7 protein-coding genes are annotated in these 18,659 nt (G+C 40.3%); 2 read left to right on the top strand and 5 right to left on the bottom strand.

The window, feature by feature from the left end; genetic code table 11:
• Nucleotides 1-2: 2 nt before the first annotated feature.
• Nucleotides 3-12,659 (bottom strand): putative Ig domain-containing protein, encoded by a 12,657-nt coding sequence (locus LQ227_RS11450; RefSeq protein ID WP_230149414.1) that lies wholly within the window; start codon nucleotides 12,657-12,659, stop codon nucleotides 3-5.
• Nucleotides 12,660-12,898: 239 nt separating this feature from the next.
• Here LQ227_RS11450 and LQ227_RS11445 point away from each other — a divergent pair, with 239 nt between their 5' ends.
• Both LQ227_RS11445 and LQ227_RS11440 read left to right on the top strand, forming a co-directional pair.
• Complete coding sequence (locus LQ227_RS11445; protein WP_230149413.1) at nucleotides 12,899-15,490, top strand: hypothetical protein; 2,592 nt, start codon at nucleotides 12,899-12,901, stop codon at nucleotides 15,488-15,490.
• 183 nt (nucleotides 15,491-15,673) lie between these two features.
• Nucleotides 15,674-16,102: a hypothetical protein gene (locus tag LQ227_RS11440; RefSeq protein ID WP_230149412.1), complete on the top strand. Its 429-nt coding sequence runs from the start codon at nucleotides 15,674-15,676 to the stop codon at nucleotides 16,100-16,102.
• A 144-nt stretch (nucleotides 16,103-16,246) separates the two neighbouring features.
• Here the strand turns inward: LQ227_RS11440 and LQ227_RS11435 are convergent, their stop codons facing one another.
• The 4 genes from LQ227_RS11435 to LQ227_RS11420 form a co-directional block, all read right to left on the bottom strand.
• Nucleotides 16,247-17,086, bottom strand: coding sequence for an OmpA family protein (locus LQ227_RS11435; protein WP_230144482.1), 840 nt, complete (start codon nucleotides 17,084-17,086; stop codon nucleotides 16,247-16,249).
• A 110-nt stretch (nucleotides 17,087-17,196) separates the two neighbouring features.
• Nucleotides 17,197-17,856, bottom strand: a complete 660-nt coding sequence (locus LQ227_RS11430) for a DUF2461 domain-containing protein (RefSeq protein WP_230144481.1) — start codon at nucleotides 17,854-17,856, stop codon at nucleotides 17,197-17,199.
• 95 nt (nucleotides 17,857-17,951) lie between these two features.
• On the bottom strand, nucleotides 17,952-18,350 hold the full coding sequence (locus tag LQ227_RS11425; protein ID WP_230144480.1) for a DUF983 domain-containing protein: 399 nt from the start codon (nucleotides 18,348-18,350) through the stop codon (nucleotides 17,952-17,954).
• Between the two features lie 4 nt (nucleotides 18,351-18,354).
• The gene (locus LQ227_RS11420; RefSeq protein WP_057931686.1) at nucleotides 18,355-18,627 is read right to left on the bottom strand and encodes a hypothetical protein; all 273 of its coding nucleotides are present in this window, start codon (nucleotides 18,625-18,627) and stop codon (nucleotides 18,355-18,357) included.
• Nucleotides 18,628-18,659: the final 32 nt, after the last annotated feature.

Raw genomic sequence — 18,659 nt, 5'->3', positions numbered from 1 at the left:
TCTTATCTAATCAGCGTTACTGTACCTTTTCTTAATGATGTTGTTCCATTGGTGAATGTAATATCAACCATGTACACATAAACTCCGATCGGTTGATTTACTCCTTTGAAAGTTCCATCCCATCCATTTGCTACATTATCTGACTGGAATATCAATTGACCCCATTGTGTGAAAATACTCATCTTGGCGCTTGATATGGTATTACCATAGATTAAGAAGGTATCGTTTTTACCGTCGTTATTTGGTGTAAATGCATTTGGTATGTAAACCTGATCTCCAAAAGGATTAGCTGCTTTACCAGTTACCGGAGTAGAATTCGCACTGGTTTGGCACTCAATCTGGCCTCTTGCCCGTACAATAATGGTTACACTTTGATCTGGTTTCAAGCCTGCTACTAAATAAGTTGTTCCGGTTGATCCGCTTGTTGGGTTTACCCATGTTAAGCCATTATCTTGAGAAACTTCGTAAGCCGTAGCGCCAGCAACCGCAGCCCATGCAAAGGTTACACTGTTTGGTGTTGTGCTTTGCACCACTACTACTGGTTTTTCTAATACCGGCAGTACATTAACCGTAACGCCTGTTCTTGTTGGACTAGCACAACCACCCACAGCTATTGCCTCTACGTAGTAAATTGTGGTAGCAGTTAAGTTTGGTGTAGTAAAGGTTATACCTTCTGCCAGTACAGGGCCGCCAGAGCTTGCAGCATACCATCTGTAAACTAATCCTGTTCCCGGATTATTAACCGTTAATATGGTTGAGCTTCCTGCGCAAAGTGTTCCATTTGCTGCCGTTACCGATGCTGGTGCAACTGGTACTGGTAGTGCAATTATATTTACCGGTGTTCTAGATGATGAGATACAAGTTCCATTTGCACCTTCAACATAGTATGTGATGTTTGCATTAACCGCAGGAGTGGTAAAGTTTGCTCCTGTTCCAGCCAATGTTCCGCCCACAGCTGCAGTGTACCAATTGTATGTTACACCTGTTTGAGGACTTGTTACCGTTAATACAGCTGGGCTTCCGGCACAAACATTAACCGATGTTGAAGCTACTGTTGGCACTGTTGGTTTTGCGTTAACAGTAACCGTTACTTTAACACGGCCACCATTGTTGTTACAACCTCCAGTTCCGATTGCTAAAATATAGTAATCTGTTGTTGCAGCTAAGGCTGCTACATTGAATGTTGTACCAGTGAATAATAAATTACCACCAACCGCTGCAGTGTACCATTCGTAAGTAACACCTGCCTGTGCATTCGTTACTGTCAGGGTAGCTCCATCGCCTGCACAAACACCACCATTTGGACCAGATACCACTGGATTGTTTGGTAATGCATTTACGGTAATGGCTACTGCCCTTGCTGTTGCTGCAGTATTTTCACATTTATTATCGCCTTTAACCGTTACATAATAAGTTGCACTTGCAGTTAATACCGGTGTAGTAAACACTGAACCAGTAAATACTACGGTATTTAAAGTCGCATCACTATACCAGGTAAATATTGGGTTTGTTACTGTTGTGCTTGTTGCTGCTAATGTTGCGGCTGTGCTTGCACAAACTGAAGTTGATCCGTTTACTGTAATATCTGTTGCCACAGCAACTGGATTAACAGTAACAATTACTGTTTTTGCGTTAGCCGCAGTGTTTTCACATTTATTGGTTCCCTTAACAGTTACATAATAAGTTTTAGTAGCTGTTAATACCGGTGTGGTAAATATTGGTCCTGTAAAGGCCATACTGGTTAACGAAGCATCGTTGTACCAGGTAAATACCGGATTGGTTACTGTTGTTGAACTTGCATTAATTACTGCTGTTCCAGAACCACATATTTTAGCTGGAGTAGATAAGGTAATATCGGCAGCTGTTGCACCTGCATTTACATTAACGGTAACTACTTTTGCAGTGATACCTGAGTTTTCACATTTGTTATCACCCTTAACCGTAACATAGTATTTAGTTGTTGCCGTTAATACAGGGGTAACGAATGATGTGCCTACGTAAGCTACCGAAGTTAGAGCAGCGTCGTTGTACCATGTAAATGTTGGGTTGGTAACGGTTGTTGTACTTGCTACCAAGGTAGTACCAGAACCTGAGCAGATTGTTGCATCAGTAGCAGTTATATCGGCAGCGGTAGAAACCGGACTAACAGTTATGGTAATTACTCTGGCAGTACCAGGGGCATTCTCACATTTATTATCCCCTTTTACAGTTACATAATAAGTAGCGGTGCTGGTTAAGGCCGGTGTAGTATATGTTGCGCCAATGAAACTTACATTGGTTAATGCCGCATCACTATACCAGGTAAATACTGGATTGGTTACTGTTGGAGATGTTGCAGTTAATACGGCCGATGATCCTGCGCAAGCCACTGTGCTTCCGCTAAGAATAATATCGGTAGTAGTTGCCAAAGGATTAACAGTTATTGTTACCGCTTTGGCATCTGCAGCACTGTTTTCACATTTATTGGCACCTTTAACAGTTACATAATAAGTAGTAGTGGCAGTTAAACCAGTTACTGTGAAAGTTGGGCCTGTAAATACAACACTTGTTAATGATGCATCACTATACCAGGTAAATACCGGTTGGGTAACCGTAGTACTCGAAGCCATTAACATTACGGTAGAACCTGAACAGATTTGAGCATTGCTTACCGCAATATCTGCAGAAGTTGCAAACTCTTTAACTGTTACGGTAACAACCTTAGCATTTGCAGCTAAATTCTCACACTTATTGTCACCTTTTACGGTTACATAATAAGTAGTGGTTGCAGTAAGTGCAGGTGTACTAAAGCTGGCACCTACATGAGCCACTGTATTTAAAGTAGCATCGCTGTACCAGGTAAATACAGGATTGATTACTGTTGTTGTTGAAGCAGACAGTGCAGCAGTAGATCCTTTACAGATTGATGCAATTCCATTAATGGCGAGGTCTGCATCAGTAGCTGCAGGATTAACCGTAATGGTAATCGATTTTGCAGTAGCTGCTGTATTCTCACATTTATTATCGCCTTTAACCGTTACATAATAAGTGGTGGTTGCAGTAAGTACCGGCGTAACGAAGTTAGCACCAGTAAATGCTACTGTAGTTGAAGCCGCATCACTGTACCAGGTAAATACTGGGTTGGTTACGGTTGTACTTGTTGCATTTAAAGTAACTGAAGAGCCACCGCAAACGGTACTTGTTCCAGCTAAGTTAATATCAGCTGAGGTAGCAACAGGATTTACCGTTACAGTAACCTCTTTTGCATTACCTGCTGTGTTTGCACATTTATTTGTTCCGCTAACGGTAACATAGTATTTGGTAGTTACGGTAATGGCTGGTGTATTAAATACTGCACCAACAAACGCAACCTGTGTTAAAGCAGCATCAGCGTACCAGGTAAATACCGCACTTGTTACTGTTGTACTGGCTGCAGTAAGCACTGCTGTACCAGAAGCACATAATGATGTTGTTCCGGTTACTGTTAAATCGGCAGCAACAGCTGATGGATTCACAGTGATGGAAACCTTAGTACGTGTTGAGTTTGAACAACCTGCTCCACTTAAGGCTTCCACATAATAATCATGTGGCCCTACTGCAAGCGATGCAGGCGTAGTAAAGCTACTGTTGTTAGTTACCAACATGTTGCCGCCTGAAGCAGCGTCGTACCAGTTATAAGTAATACCTGCCACTGCCTGTACACTTAAGGTAGCAGGTGAGCCGATACAAGTTGTAGCTGGGTTGGTAGTTGATGGAATCGGTGCTACTGCCGGAGGTAAAATAGTTACCGTTACTTTGGTTCCTACAGTCTCACAACCGTTAGCCGTAGCTGTTACCGAATAAGTATAAGTTCCAGCAGTTAAAGCTGGATCTGTTGTGAAAGTTGCTCCATCTTTTCCTGCTTGATAGGTGGTTCCTAAGTACCATTTGTACACTACACCAGCTTGTGGGTTCTGAACACCTATGGTTGCAGATGATCCTTGACAAGCGCTTGCTGTAGCTGCGGTAACTGTTGGCGTAGTGATTACCCTTTGGGCATAATCTAAATTAACAGATGTTAATGCCCCAAGAAGACCTGAGCTTAATCTCAATTCTGCCCCATCAAATTTACTGGTTGGTACGAAAGTTAATATGGCTGATGTTCCGCCGGTTAATAGTTTTAAGCTAATTAATGGGTTAGATATAGAAACTGCATCGTTATTGCTGGTTGTACCCTGGAAAGTGGTTACCGTTAAATTATTTAACACTCCAACCGAAAGCAACGTACCTGGAGTGGTAATTTTCACCCTTAAAGTATCGCCTACGTTTGATAATCCTGTAAAGCCAACATGGTGATAAACAGATGCGCCAAGTAATCCCACTGGTATAACCAAGCTTGATCCCGTGTTGATATCGTTATCAACCGCAAAAGTAGGGTTGAAAACTCCAGCCAATAATGCCACTCCTGTTACACCACTTGCAACTGTTGTTGTAGCTGCTCCACAAGGTGTAGTTACCGGATTACCATTTGGAATTACCGTAACCGTTACAGTTGCCCTGCTTGTTGCAGTACATCCACCAGGGATAGTGGCTTCTATGTAGTAGGTGGTGGTTGCGTTTAACTGTGGTGTTACATAAGTTTCGCCAGTAAATACCGGAACTGTTCCGTTTGCCGTAGTGTACCAGTTAATGGTTGCACCTGCTGTACTCGAAGTTGCTTTTAATACAGCAACCGAACCTTCGCTGATGGTTACTGATGGTGGTGTAATTACCGGAACATCAATAGTTCCCATTATAATTTTAGCCTCAGTTCTTGCTGATGAGCTACCACAGCTATTTACTGCTGCTACAAAATAACTCGTATTTGCAGTAATTAAAGGTGTTGTAAAGTTATCGCCTGTGAATACCAAGTTTCCACCTGTTGCAGCATCATACCAGTTATAGGTTGTGCCTACAATTGGGTTTTTAACCTGGAAAGTAACTGATGTATTAGGACAGGTATTTACAGATGCTGAAAGTAGATCTGGTGTTACCGGTGCAGGGTTTGTAGTTACATTAATTACTGTTTTATAGCTTACACAACCAGTTGCAGAAACTGCTGCAACATAGAATTTAGTATCGCCTGTTAAAACTGGGGTAGTAAATATGATACCGTCTTTACCTGTTAAGTATGTACCTGTAGCATCGTACCACCTGTAGGTTAAACTTGCCGATGGGTTGCTTACTTCAAGCTGCGCAGTTTGGCCAACACAAGCAGTAACATTTGCTGATGCTACGGTAGGCGCAACCAAAATGCGCTGTGCGTAATTTAAATTGATTGATGTTAAAGCACCCAATAAACCTGAGTTTAATCTAACCTCTACTCCGTCGAAAACATTCGTTGGAACAAAAGTGATTAAGGCCTGGGTATTACCGCTTAACAATTGAATATTGATTAAGTTATCATTTAACAATCTAGAATCACCATTACTGTTGGTTCCAACATAAGTAGTAATTGCAGCGTTTCCTAATAACGAAAGTGATAATAGTTTTCCTGGAGATGATACCAACACGCGTACCGTATCGCCCACTTTAGATAATGATCCAAAACCAACTCTTTGATAAACTGAAGCACCAAGTGCTCCTACTGGCATTACCAATGAAGATGCAGTTTGGGTATCGTTATCAATAGCCAATGCCGGGTTAAATACACCGGATAATAAAGCTACACCGTTAACACCGTTAACTTGTGTTGTTGCCGCCTCGCAAGGAACAGGATTTGGAGATCCATTACCATCAACTGTAACGGTAATCTGAACGCGGCTTGCTGATGTACAACCATTTGTAGAAACCGATTCTACATAATAAGTTGTCGTTGCCAATAGTGGCGGTGTAACATAAGTTGCACCTACATAAACTGGTGTGGTTGAAGTGTTCGAAGTGTACCAGTTAAAAGTATTGGTTGCATCTGCCGAACTAGCTGTTAAAATTGCAGTCTGACCTGCGCTAACTGTTGATGAACTTGCAGTTACTACTGGTAAAGCCGGACGAGGATTTACTGATACTGCTGCTGCAGCTCGTGTAGTGCTTGTACAGTTTCCTTGAGATGCTTCTACATAATAAGTAGTTGCCGCTGCTAATGCCGGTGTTGGGAATACCGCGCCAGTGAATACTAAGTTTCCACCTACCGCAGCATCGTACCATTTATAAGTTACAGCAGCATCTGGATTGGCAACCGATAAAGTTGCTGATGATCCTTCACACACATTAGCTATTGTTGCCAATACTGGTGTTGGTAATGCAGGTGTAACCGTTACAGTTACCGGAACTCTTGTTGTGTTCGGACAACCACCTTTGCTTACCTGAATATAATAAGTAGTGGTAGCAGTTAAAGCTGGTGTAGTAAATGTTTCACCTGTGGCCAATTGTGTGCCAGCAGTTGCTGCATCGTACCAGGCCAATGTTGTACCACCGTTTGCAGTTGCAGTTAATGTTGCTGTACTTCCTGCGCAAATGGTTTGTGCACCCGCTGTTACCGTTGGGTTAGGATAAATTACCGTTGCACCATAAACATCTAAACTGGTTAAAGCTGTAACTAATGCACCGAAGCTAACCTGTACCCTATCGTAAGCACCACCTGCTAATATAGTTGCAGCGAAGCGGTTACCTGATAACAGCTGGAGATTTAATAATCCGCCGTTTAATTGTACTGTTTTTACAACTGTAGTACCATTTAATACGGTAACGGTTACATTGTTTAATAAACCAACATCGGCTAAACCGGTCGGTAAAGCTAAATCTAAACGAAGACTATCAGTAGCTGTTCCAACTGTTGGGAAAATTAATTGTTGATAACCTGATGCACCAACACCTACAGAAAGTGATATTCTGGTAAAGTTTGAAGGATCAGCATCAGTAGAATTTCCAGCGCCGCTTATTCCACACAATAAACAAATTCCGTTTATACCTGTGTTTTGCGCATTGGCAGCGTTACAAGCAGTACCACCACCATTGTTTAATACGGTAACAGTTACCGGAACCCGGGTTGCACTTTTACAACCACTGGCATTTGTTGTTTCTACATAATAAGTTGTAGTTGCCGATAATACCGGAGTAACAAATGAAGTACCTGTTCCTACCTGTGTTCCACCCGTTGCAGCATCGTACCATTGAATGGTATTGCCTGCATCAGCCGTTGCTAACAATGTAGTAGACTGGCCAGCATTGATTACCTGATTGTTAGTGGTTACTGTTGCAGCAGTTGCTGGTGGGTTAACTGAAACATTAACAGCAGTTCTCGAACTTACTGCAGTTCCAGATACCGCCTCTACATAAAAAACTGTTGGAGCGGTTACTGCTGGTGTTACAAAAACACCTGTGTTGTTGGTAACCAATGGGGTGCTTCCGGTAGAAGCATACCAGTTATAAGTTACGCCAGCTTGCAAATTGCTAACACTTAATGTAGCTGGGCTTCCAGAACAAACAGTTGCTGCAGCAACCACAGGCGCATTAACCGTTACGGTTAAGCTATAAGCTGTTGTTGCTTTGTTTCCGTTTGCATCTGTTGCAGTTAAAGAAATCGTAAAGGTTCCGCCTAAAGTTGGTGTTCCTGTAATTTCTCTTGTTGCAGTATTAAAACTTAATCCCGGAGGAAGGTTTGTTGCTAAATAAGTATACGGAGCTGTTCCACCTGTTACTGCAGGTAAGGTTTGTGTTGGGTAAGCTGTGCCTACAATACCGTTTGGTAAAGTTGCACCTGGTAATGATAATACCCCTATTACTTTAAGTGCATAAGTATTGCTTGCGGTTCTGCCTTCACTATCTGTAGCAGTTACACCGATCGAATAATTTCCGGCCTGTGTAGGTGTTCCTGAAACTTCTCTTGTTGCTGGATTAAAAGTTAATCCGGCTGGAAGGTTGCTTGCTACATAAGTATATGGGCCAACACCACCAGTTGCCGATGGTAAGGTTTGTGTAGCATAAACTGTTCCTTCTGTTCCATCAGGCAAGGTTGCTGCTGGTAACAATAAAGGATCAACCACTACGATTGTATAGTTATTGGTTACTGTTTTTCCATCAGCATCAGTAACCGTTACCGGTACTGTGAAAGTTCCAGATTGTGTAGGTGTTCCTGTAATTTCCCTTGTAGCCGGATCAAAGGTTAATCCCGGAGGAAGACCAGTTGCCGCATAAGTATAAGGTGTTGATCCGCCTGTTGCAGATGGAATAGTTTGTGTCGGATAAACTGTTCCTGTTGTTCCGTTAGCTAAAGTCGCTGCCGGTAAAACCAATGGATCAGTTACTTTAATTGTATAGTTAGCAGTAATGGTATTGCCATTAGCATCTGTTACTGTAACCGGAATGGTAAAGGTTCCAATTTGAGTTGGTGTACCTGTAATTTCTCTTGTTGCCGGATTAAAGGTTAATCCCGGAGGAACACCAGTTGCCGAATAAGTATATGGTCCGGTTCCACCTGTTGCAGCCGGAATTCCGTTTGTAGTATAGGCTGTACCGGTTACGCCGTTAGGCAATGCTCCAGGAACCAAAGCCAATGCTGGTGTTACGGTTAAAGTAAAGGTTGAAGTTGTGCTACAACCTTTAGTATCAGTCGCTACAACATCGAATGTTGGATTACCTGCTGCTGTTGGTGTTCCACTTACTACACCACTTGGTGATAAAGTTAAACCAGCTGGCAAAGTACTACCTGCAGCTAACGTATAAGTATAACCAGGTGTACCGCCAGTAGCAACCGGAAGTTGTTTACTGTAAGGAGATGCAATGGTTGCATTGGTTAAAGTTGTGCCTGCAAATACAATTGCTGGGTTAACGGTAATAACCACCGGAACTCTTGTTGTATTTGAACAGGTTCCTTTGCTTACCTGAACATAATAAGTAGTTGTTGCAGTTAAGGCAGGAGTTGTAAAGTTTGCACCCGTACCTACTTGGTTTCCGCCTGTTGGTGCGTCGAACCACGCTAATGTAGTGCCACCATTTGCAGTTGCACTTAATGTTGCAGTACTACCTGAACAGATAGATTGTGCACCTGCTATAAATGTTGGGTTGGGATAAACTACTGTTGCACCATAAATATCTAAGCTGGTTAAAGCCGAAACTAATGCACCAAAACTCACCTGTACCCTATCGTATGCGCCACCTGCTAAAACAGTTGCAGCGAAACGATTTCCGGATAAAAGTTGAAGATTTAATAATCCACCGTTTAACTGTACCGTTCTTACAACTGTAGTACCATTTAATACGGTAACGGTTACATTGTTTAAAAGGCCAACATCAGCTAAACCAGTTGGTAAAGCTAAATCTAAACGGATACTATCTGTAGCAACACCTGTTGATGGGAAAATTAATTGTTGGTAACCAGTTGCAGCAACACCTACAGCAAGAGAAATCCTGGTGAAGTTGTTGGCATTCGCATCAGTTGAGTTACCTGCGCCATTTACAGCACATAATAAACAGATACCATTAATACCTGTATTCTGACTATTCGCTGCATTACAAGCTGTTGCACCACCGCCGTTAATTACAGTTACAGTTACCGGAACGCGACTTGCACTTTTACAGCCATTGCTGCTTGTAGTTTCAATGTAATAAATTTTGGTTGCTGTTAAAGCTGGAGTAGTGAACGAAGTTCCGGTTCCAACCTGTGTTCCTGCTGTTGCGGCATCAAACCATGCAATAGTGTTTCCAGCATCAGCGGTTGCAGTTAATGTTGTGGTCTGTCCAGAGTTGATTACCTGATTATTGGTAGTAACTGTTGCTAAAGTTGCAGGTGGGTTTACTGAAACTGTAACCGATGTTCTCGAACTGATTGCTGTTCCAGAAACGGCTTCCACATAAAACACAGTTGCTGAGCTTATTGCAGGTGTTACAAAAGTTCCATTATTACCAGTTACCAATGGAGTGTTTCCTGTTGATGCATACCAGTTATAAGTTACACCAGCCTGAAGGTTGCTTACTGTTAAAGTAGCAGTGCTTCCGGTACATACTGTAGCAGAAGCCACAACCGGAGCATTAACCGTTACAGTTATTGCGTAAGTGGTAGTTGCTTTATTATTGTTGGCATCTGTAGCGGTTACAGAAACATTATAGGTACCACCTTGTGTTGGTGTTCCGGTGATTTCTCTTGTAGTTGGGTTGAACGATAATCCCGGAGGAAGGTTTGTAGCTACATAAGTATATGGAGCTGTTCCGCCTGTTACTGCTGGTAAGGTTTGTGTTGGATAAGATGTACCCACAATACCGTTTGGTAAAGTTGCACCTGGTAATGATAAAACACCAATTACTTTAAGTGCATAAGTATTACTTGCGGTTCTACCTTCACTATCTGTAGCGGTAACACTGATCGAGTAATTTCCAGCCTGTGTAGGTGTTCCTGAAACTTCTCTTGTTGCTGGATTAAAAGTTAATCCGGCTGGAAGGTTGCTTGCTACATAAGTATAAGGACCAACACCACCTGTTGCAGCTGGCAGAACCTGGGTAGCATAAGCTACATTTTCTGTTCCATCTGGTAAGGTTGCCGCTGGCAATGCCAATGGACTATTTACAGTAATGCTATAATTTGTAGTTGCCGTTTTTCCATCAGCATCGGTTACCGTAACTGGTACGGTATAAGTTCCTGGTGTTGTTGGTGTTCCAGTAATGGCTCTGGTTGACGGATTAAAAGTTAAGCCCGGAGGAAGTCCTGTTGCCGAATAAGTGTAAGGCGTTGTTCCACCAGTTGCAGCTGGAATAATCTGCGTAGTATAAACTGTACCAGTTGTACCGTTAGCTAAGGTGGCTGTAGGTAATAACAATGGATCAGTAATTTTTACAGTATAATTTGAAGTAATGGTATTACCGTTCGCATCAACAACTGTAACTGGTATCGTATATATTCCAGGTTGAGTTGGTGTTCCGGTAATTTCTCTTGTTGCTGGATTAAAAGTTAAACCTGGAGGTACACCGGTTGCAGTATAGGTATACGGCCCTGTTCCACCGGTTGCAGCTGGAATAGTCTGCGTTGGATAAACCGTTCCTGTTAAACCATCAGGCAATGCGCCTGGAGTAAGTACCAATGCTGCCGTAACAGTTAAATTATAAGCTGCTGTTGCTTTACAGCCTTTACTGTCAGTTGCAACAACTGAAAAAGTGTAAGCATTGGCTACGGTTGGTGTTCCGGTAATTGCACCGGTTGATGATAAAGTTAAACCAGCCGGCAATGTACTTCCTGCTGCTAAAGCATAAGTATAACCCGCTGTACCGCCAGTAGCTGCATCTAATTGTTTAGCATAAGCAAAGCCTGGTGTTGCGTTGGCTAATGTTGCCCCATTAAAAATGATTTGCGGATTTACTGTAATTACAACAGGAATCCTTGTCGATTCGGCCGTACAACCTAATCTTCTGGCAGCAACATAATAAGTTTTAGTAGCGGTTAATGGAGGTGTAGTAAAAGTACCATTAAAAGCAACGGTGCTTACTGGTGCTCCACCTTCTATAGCCTCATACCATAGCAATTCGTTGGTATTTGGCGTAGTCGCATTTAAAGCAACTGTACTATTATAACATGCCGCAATTGCAGTGCTTGCTGGTGTTGGCCTGCCCGCAGAGCGGATTACACCATAAACATTAAGCGTTTGTGTAAGGTTTACAGTAACTACCGAACCTAGTGTTACCTTCACCCTGTCGTATACTACATTTGCACCTGGAGAAAAAGGTATCGATACCGGCTGCCCACTATTTAATAATCCTAATAAATCTAAATTTAAAGTAGTTGGAACTGATCCGGTATATACCTGAGTACCGCCATTATATGCTGTTATTGAAATATTCTGTAAAAGCCCTGCGGTTAGTAATGCAGGGGTAGAACTAAATCTCAGGTTAATATCGTCACCAGGGTTTGATGGTGTTGCAAAATAAAAATTTTGGCTAATGGATGAGCCCACGCCAAGTATACCTAAACTAAGTTGAGAAAAATTATTTGGATCCGAATCAATCGCCCTTTCGCTATTGGTTACCCCCGAACTACCCAATTGTAAGGCATCGAGCGTAATACCTGTTCCTTCGTACCCTGTAGTAAATGCCTGTGCACAAGGATCAGTACCCGAAGTATAAAAAGAATAATAAACCTTCGTACTGTTAGAAACTGAAAGCAAAAGTGCGTTGGTTACGTCTTTTAGAAACACCCTATCATAAGCCTGTGTAGGGGTTATCGCTATGTAAAAGAAACCATTTGCATCTTTTACTAAGCGTAAATTATCTGAAGAAAATCCGTCTACACTATTACCACCCGTTGGCGGTACGGCTGAAGCACCGTTTCTGGCACCAACCTGGAAAGAATGGTTTCCAAGAACTACCGTTCCACCTACATTAGCAAGTATGGTACCTAAACTACCACCTAATAATCTATTCAGGATATCGCCGTCAAAATCTATTCTGAGATAAGATGTAACTCCCGCAGCAACCGAAGCCGGATATTTAAGTTCCAACTCGCCACTATACGAACCTATACCAACAGCAATTCCACCGTATGAATTTACAGTAGCAAAGTTATTGTTGTTTATTGTTGCATTTGTTGCATTATCAACATGATCCGATTTAGTGACAGTATTTGCAAAAATTTTAGTTTGCGCATACGATTTAGTGGAGAAGAGCGTTAATAGAATGATGATTGCAATTAAGGTATTGCTAATTATCCCTATCCGGGACGAGTAAGTATGAGTTTTCATCATGTCAGGCGTTATTTTAGAAGACTTACTATGTACTAATGCTTGTTTGGTAAATGCTTTTTGGTGCATTATATAATTATGACAAATCTAAATCTAGAATAGCATCCTATCCTATCCATTGCTATTCATTTTTATGCAATCCATTTCATTCATTTTATTCATACAGGGCAATCTTAGTGAATAGATTTCTTCAATTGTGAAATTATGATGACATTAGCGCTAGTCATCCCATCTGTTAATTAATGAATGCTAACGATCTCCTTATCGAACTCAGGAAGTTTGTCCTTATAAAATCTGGTTTGAGAAATATCGACCCAGCTCATTGTAAGATTATTTCAGAGTATGTATTTCAAGAAACTAAAAACTACGTAAGTGAAACAACCATCAAGCGATTCTTTGGCTTTGCGAACACCCTACATAAATTCTCTTTATTTACTTTAAATAGCTTATCACAATATATAGGTTATAACGATTGGGACTCATTTTGTAAAGACAAGGAAAACCAAACTACCTCCGTTCAAAGTATCTGGCAAGATTTAAAGCTAAAAGCACATGCCATTACAGAGATATCGTTAATTGCAAATAAAAATAATTCGGGCGTTCCATTTAATGCTACCGCCAACAGAAGTTTTTTTTACCCCGATTTTGATTATTTCTTAAAAAACAACTACCAGTTAACAACCATTAGTGCTCAACCCGGTCAGGGAAAATCGATACTCCTTGCACACATGGTAGAGTATTTTTTCTTATCAGAAAACGCCCTCTACAAAAACGATATCGTTTTATTGGTTAACTCTAGCAGCATTAATACCATTATCCAAAATGGAGACACTTTAAAAGACTGGTTTTTAAAAGAATTTAAATTCGGGAGTCTTACCGAGTTAATCAGTTTTTTCAAAAAAAATCCCGAAAAGAGAGAAGGCCGTTTCATTATTATTGTTGATGGTATTGATGAACATTTAGCAAGAAGTAATTATTTTAAAACGTTTATCGACTTTTTATATAGTATTGAAGAAAACAACTTTGTTAAGCTCGCATTTGGTCTGCGAACGAATAGTTGGATTAATCTTCAACCCGCTATTTACGGTTCTGCATCTTTAACTAAAGCCTGGTATACGGGCTTATTTTATGATGAGGAAACCCTAAGTAATGTACCATCGTTAAATGTTGATGAGGTACTCTACACCTTAAGCAATATAGAAAACAAAATTATCAACCGGGCAGATGTAAGCCTGCCCCTATTAACTCAGTTCAAAACCCCATTCTGGTTACAGGTTTATTTCAAGCTCAAAGATGAGAACCACCATCTTGAGCTGAGTAATCCTTTATTACGTTATGAATTAATTAACTACTTCTTAGAGAAACGCGTATTTCTGGCAAAAAAAAGCACAGAAAAAGTATTTCTCCTTAAAAAAATAAGCGATAGCATTTCAGAAGGAAATAAGAAATTAAGGGTTTCTAAAGAAAAAATCCTGAGTTATATCAATTGCTATCCCGATGCATACGAAGAACTTTTGCATACCGGGATCATCATCGAAGAAAAAAGGTTAAGTACTGCCATCCCTACAGAAATTGTCCGCTTTTTAAACGACGATATTTATACCTATTTCCTATTTATACAGATCACCGATAAGTTTGAATATAGGCCTTGTAAATCATTTTTCGAGCATATATTAAACAGTTTCCCTGGCCAAACCTCGCTCAGAGACTATATACTTAACTGGGCAATTAGGTTCTGCATCACAAGAAATGAGATTGCAGCCTTAAAAAACATTTTCAGGCTGCCATTTACCAACATTGAAAAAAACAGTGCCTTCGATTTTATCTGTTATGTGTCTAAATACGAACTTGGCAAACCCAATTCTAATTTCAATAAGTTAAGCATTGGCGTCGATTTTATCGACATTATGGCTACAGGGCGAACCATGAGCAACCTGTATAAGGAAACCATTAAAACCATTTCAGAGAATGTACTCAATGAAGACATTCAGATTATCCTGCATGTAATAGAATGCAACGTTAATCTAATTGATGTGGACAAAGTAGCTTTAGCCAATACCATGCAGCTGCTAAAGCGGAACTACAAAAGATTAAATGAATTGTTCCCAATTAATCCTTATGATTTAATTCTTTATTTCTACAATAACCTGGTTAATAAACCTAACGAGAGTAAAACCCTGGAAGATAAAATAATAAAACTTTGCCAGGAGATAGACCAGAGTAAACCACAGAAAAACGAAGAAATCACTTCTACCGAAATACTCTCTTACCGCTTGGTATTGATTACCTTATTTTCTCAAAAAAGCTATGCAGAATGCCACCGCTTTATTATGGCTATTTTGGCTAAGTACCCCAATATTTTTTATGTAAGACATTCCGTTTTCTCTTCTTTTTTACTGCTTCACTTAGGTCAAACCTATATCAAGCTCAACTATTTTAAAAAAGCGCAGCGCATTATGCAATTTGTTGATAAAATCATCAGCAGCGATTACACCTATTATACCAATTTTATTTTGGCCAGTTTCAGTGTGTTTAAAGCCAACTTTTACAATGCTACACATAATTACGAACAAGCGCTTATAGAAACGAATATCGGCTTGGGTATTACGGGAAAGAATGATTTTAAGATGTTCGAGATTGCCCTGTTATTAAGTAAGATCGATACCCTAAAACATACCGAAGAATCAGAAGAAGTATCAAACGTAATTAAAGAACTGTTAAACTTTTTAACGGTACATAAAATCTCCATGCCCGATTATTCTAACCTAAGCAGTTACGAGTTCGAGCATACCTTTAAAATTTTAAAATCTTACCGCAGGCATCAAAATCTATAAAAAGCCCTGCAATTATCGCAATGCTTTTCCCAAACGCAGGTCATTCATTTCTTAAGTCTAAAATGCTTTTTTTTTATGGAGCGCAGGGCCTGTATAAAACACTAAGTTTCTTCCCGTTTTACGCTTTTACGCTTCGCTTCCTCGTGCCTCGTTGCTGCAGGGTAACGCTGCAACCGGGGCTAAATGGCAAAAACAGTTTTTCATTTTCGCGGTTGTTGGGTGCAGAAACCCCTGTTCCTAAACCCGACAGCAGCGGCAGCCTCCGATTCTTATCGGAGCTACAGCGAATGGCGGGACTGGAAACCTCCAAGAACCACAAGCCAGTCATTTCCTAAGTCTACACGCTTTTTTTATGGAGCGCAGGGCCTGTATAAAACACTAAGTTTCTTCCCGTTTTACGCTTTTACGCTTCGCTTCCTCGTTCCTCGTTGCTGCAGGGTAACGCTGCGACCGGGGCTAAATGGCAAAAACAGTTTTTCATTTTCGGGGTTGTTGGGTGCAGAAACCCCTGTTCCTAAACCCGACAGCAGCGGCAGCCTCCGATTCTTATCGGAGCTACAGCGAATGGCGGGACTGGAAACCTCCAAGAACCACAAGCCAACCATTTCCTAATAAGAATGTCTTTATTTCGGTCGGTGAGACACCAACCGATAGGATAAAGGCTACCAAGAACCACAAGCCATTCGTTTCCTAATTTAAAGAAAAGTGAGTATGCTTATTTCGGTCGGTAAAATGCCAACCGATAGCATAAAATATTTATTTAATCAAGTTATAAAGTTCATCCAGCTTAGGCGAAAGTACAATCTCTATCCTTCTGTTTTTGCTTCTTCCATCTGCATTTGCGTTGGTACCCAACGGTTGGAACTCGCCCTTACCTGTAGCTGTCATCCTTACACTTTCTACCTTCTCATTCTCTGTTAAATAACGTACTACGGAGGTAGCCCTCAATACACTTAAATCCCAGTTATCTTTAATCTGCCCCAGGTTATTTATTTTCTGGTTATCGGTATGACCTTCAACTGCAATGTTTATCTCCGGTTGTTGTTTTAATACGTTGGCCAATTGAGTCAGTGCTTGTTTTCCTTTTTCATCGATAATAATACTTCCCGAAGGGAACAATAGTTTATCCGTTAGCGAAACATAAACTTTACCATTTTTAATCTCTACGGTTAAACCACTTTTGGTAAAGCCCAATAAAGCCTGTTGAAGTTTTTCTTTCAATGCATTGGTTGCCTCATCACGTTTACGCAAAACTTCTTCTACTTCTTTTAAACGTTTTTCGCGGGCAGCTAAGTCTCCGGATAGTTTGGTAATTTCTGATGAAGAATTATTTTTAAGCTTTTTATAGCTCGCATCCATTTCATTGTAATTGTTCTGCAGATCGCGAAGTTCTTCAGCCATTAAGGTAGTATCCTTTTTAAGCTTACCTACTTCTTTTTCTAAATTTTCGATTTTAATTAAACCTTCGTTAAAAGCAGTATATAGCGAATCTTTGGTACCCAATAAGGCTTTGTACTTTTTAGGCGAAAGAACAACGCAAGAGCTAATTGAAGAGATAAACAAGAGCAGCGCAAATGCAAAAAAGGTATTTTTCATATTTTATTTTCAAGATTTGAGTATCAAGGATCAAGACCTTTTATAGGTTGAACATTGACTATTGGTTATTGATTATTTTGGGTTATGGTCATTAAAAATTAAACGGTTGATTATTGTTCAATGGCATTCCGTAAAAATGCAACTAATGGTTGTACTGTTTTAAAAGAACTTATCAACTTATTAACGAGGTTTGGTTTTAAAAATTCTTCATCTCCGATTTTTGTGGTGGCCTCGAAGCTTTTTAACTTCAAAAATTCGATATTTGGATCTGCAGGATCATAACCCTTAGGTGCATTTTTAAGTGCATTATCAACCCCCAGTTTAAAGTTTTTCTTGAAGGCTGTATTGTTAATAATTTCTTTAAAATCGCCTATATTATAATCAATCTCTTGCCTGATCAATTTTAAATGTGCCGCATCTGGCATCCAGTATCCACCTGCAATAAAACTTTTTCCTGGCTGAATATGCAGATAATAGCCGGGTTCGTTCCCTCCTTTTTTAGTGGAGAACCATATGCCAAAGTTATTTTTATAAGGATCTTTATTCTTGCTGAAGCGCACATCACGATAAATGCGTAAAAGGCACTTTTTTGGATCCATCTCTGCCGGAAGCATTGGATCTACTTTGGCCAGCTCCGGGATGATATTGGCCACAAGTTCGAGTACATCGGCCTTTGCATTTTCATAAACTTCTTTGTTGGCGGCAAACCATTCGCGGTTGTTATTCTCCGCTACGTCTTTTATAAAACTAAGGGTTTCTTTTTTTAACATACGGGTATTGGGTTAACTGGTTAATCGGTTAATTGTTTAATCACAGAATTTAACAATTAACCAGTTTATACGATTTAAACGACTAACCAATACTACTACTTATCGTAATATGGCTTATACTTAATGTTCGGCGATAAAACATGGAGCAGTATAATTCTCGAATATCGATAGTTAAATGGATACAGAATAAAACAACCTGCAAAAATAACAATTAGATAAGGCCAGAAAGTTGCATCGGTAAGCGGACCAAAAATTAAATAGGTGATGAAACTGGCGAAAAGCATTTCGATTACGTTCATGGCATAACTTACATACATGGCTGCATAAAAGTAACCAGGTTCAATTTCTATGCGTTGTGCACAATGCCCGCAGATTTCTTTGGTATGCTGAATGTTCCAGCCATACATACTGCCTGTAAAAATATCTCCTCTACGGCAATGCGGACACTTACAGTGTACAATGGCATAAAGTTTTGAGGTAGTTTGCTCAGACATACTTTTAATTTAAATTAAAAGGTTCCTTTTTCATATTAAGGTGCACATTCTTTTTGCGGTATTTTTTATACCATACCACACCAACAATAACAGCCATTAAATAAGGAAGAGATAAAAGATACAGTACACCTGTATTTAACCCTGCTGTTTGCGTATTCCCGTTTTTAACACCTTGCTCGGCATTAATGGTACACATGGAACATTGTGCGTTAACATTTGGGCTTACCGCGAATGTAAATACCAATACAAACAGGATAAAAATTGCTTTCTTCTTCATTAGTTACAAATATAAGCATAAACGTTTGGAGG

It is taken from the genome of Pedobacter sp. Bi27, from assembly GCF_918698255.1.
Lineage (GTDB): Bacteria > Bacteroidota > Bacteroidia > Sphingobacteriales > Sphingobacteriaceae > Pedobacter.
Note: the sequence above shows the minus strand (reverse complement) of the source record. Positions and strands in the feature narration are given on the sequence as shown.

What these genes read in the sequence shown, in the direction of transcription:
- LQ227_RS11450 (WP_230149414.1), bottom strand. Translation starts at nt 12,659, where the DNA reads ATGATGAAAACTCATACTTACTCGTCCCGGATAGGGATAATTAGCAAT.
- LQ227_RS11445 (WP_230149413.1), top strand. Translation starts at nt 12,899, where the DNA reads ATGAATGCTAACGATCTCCTTATCGAACTCAGGAAGTTTGTCCTTATA.
- LQ227_RS11440 (WP_230149412.1), top strand. Translation starts at nt 15,674, where the DNA reads ATGGCAAAAACAGTTTTTCATTTTCGCGGTTGTTGGGTGCAGAAACCC.
- LQ227_RS11435 (WP_230144482.1), bottom strand. Translation starts at nt 17,086, where the DNA reads ATGAAAAATACCTTTTTTGCATTTGCGCTGCTCTTGTTTATCTCTTCA.
- LQ227_RS11430 (WP_230144481.1), bottom strand. Translation starts at nt 17,856, where the DNA reads ATGTTAAAAAAAGAAACCCTTAGTTTTATAAAAGACGTAGCGGAGAAT.
- LQ227_RS11425 (WP_230144480.1), bottom strand. Translation starts at nt 18,350, where the DNA reads ATGTCTGAGCAAACTACCTCAAAACTTTATGCCATTGTACACTGTAAG.
- LQ227_RS11420 (WP_057931686.1), bottom strand. Translation starts at nt 18,627, where the DNA reads ATGAAGAAGAAAGCAATTTTTATCCTGTTTGTATTGGTATTTACATTC.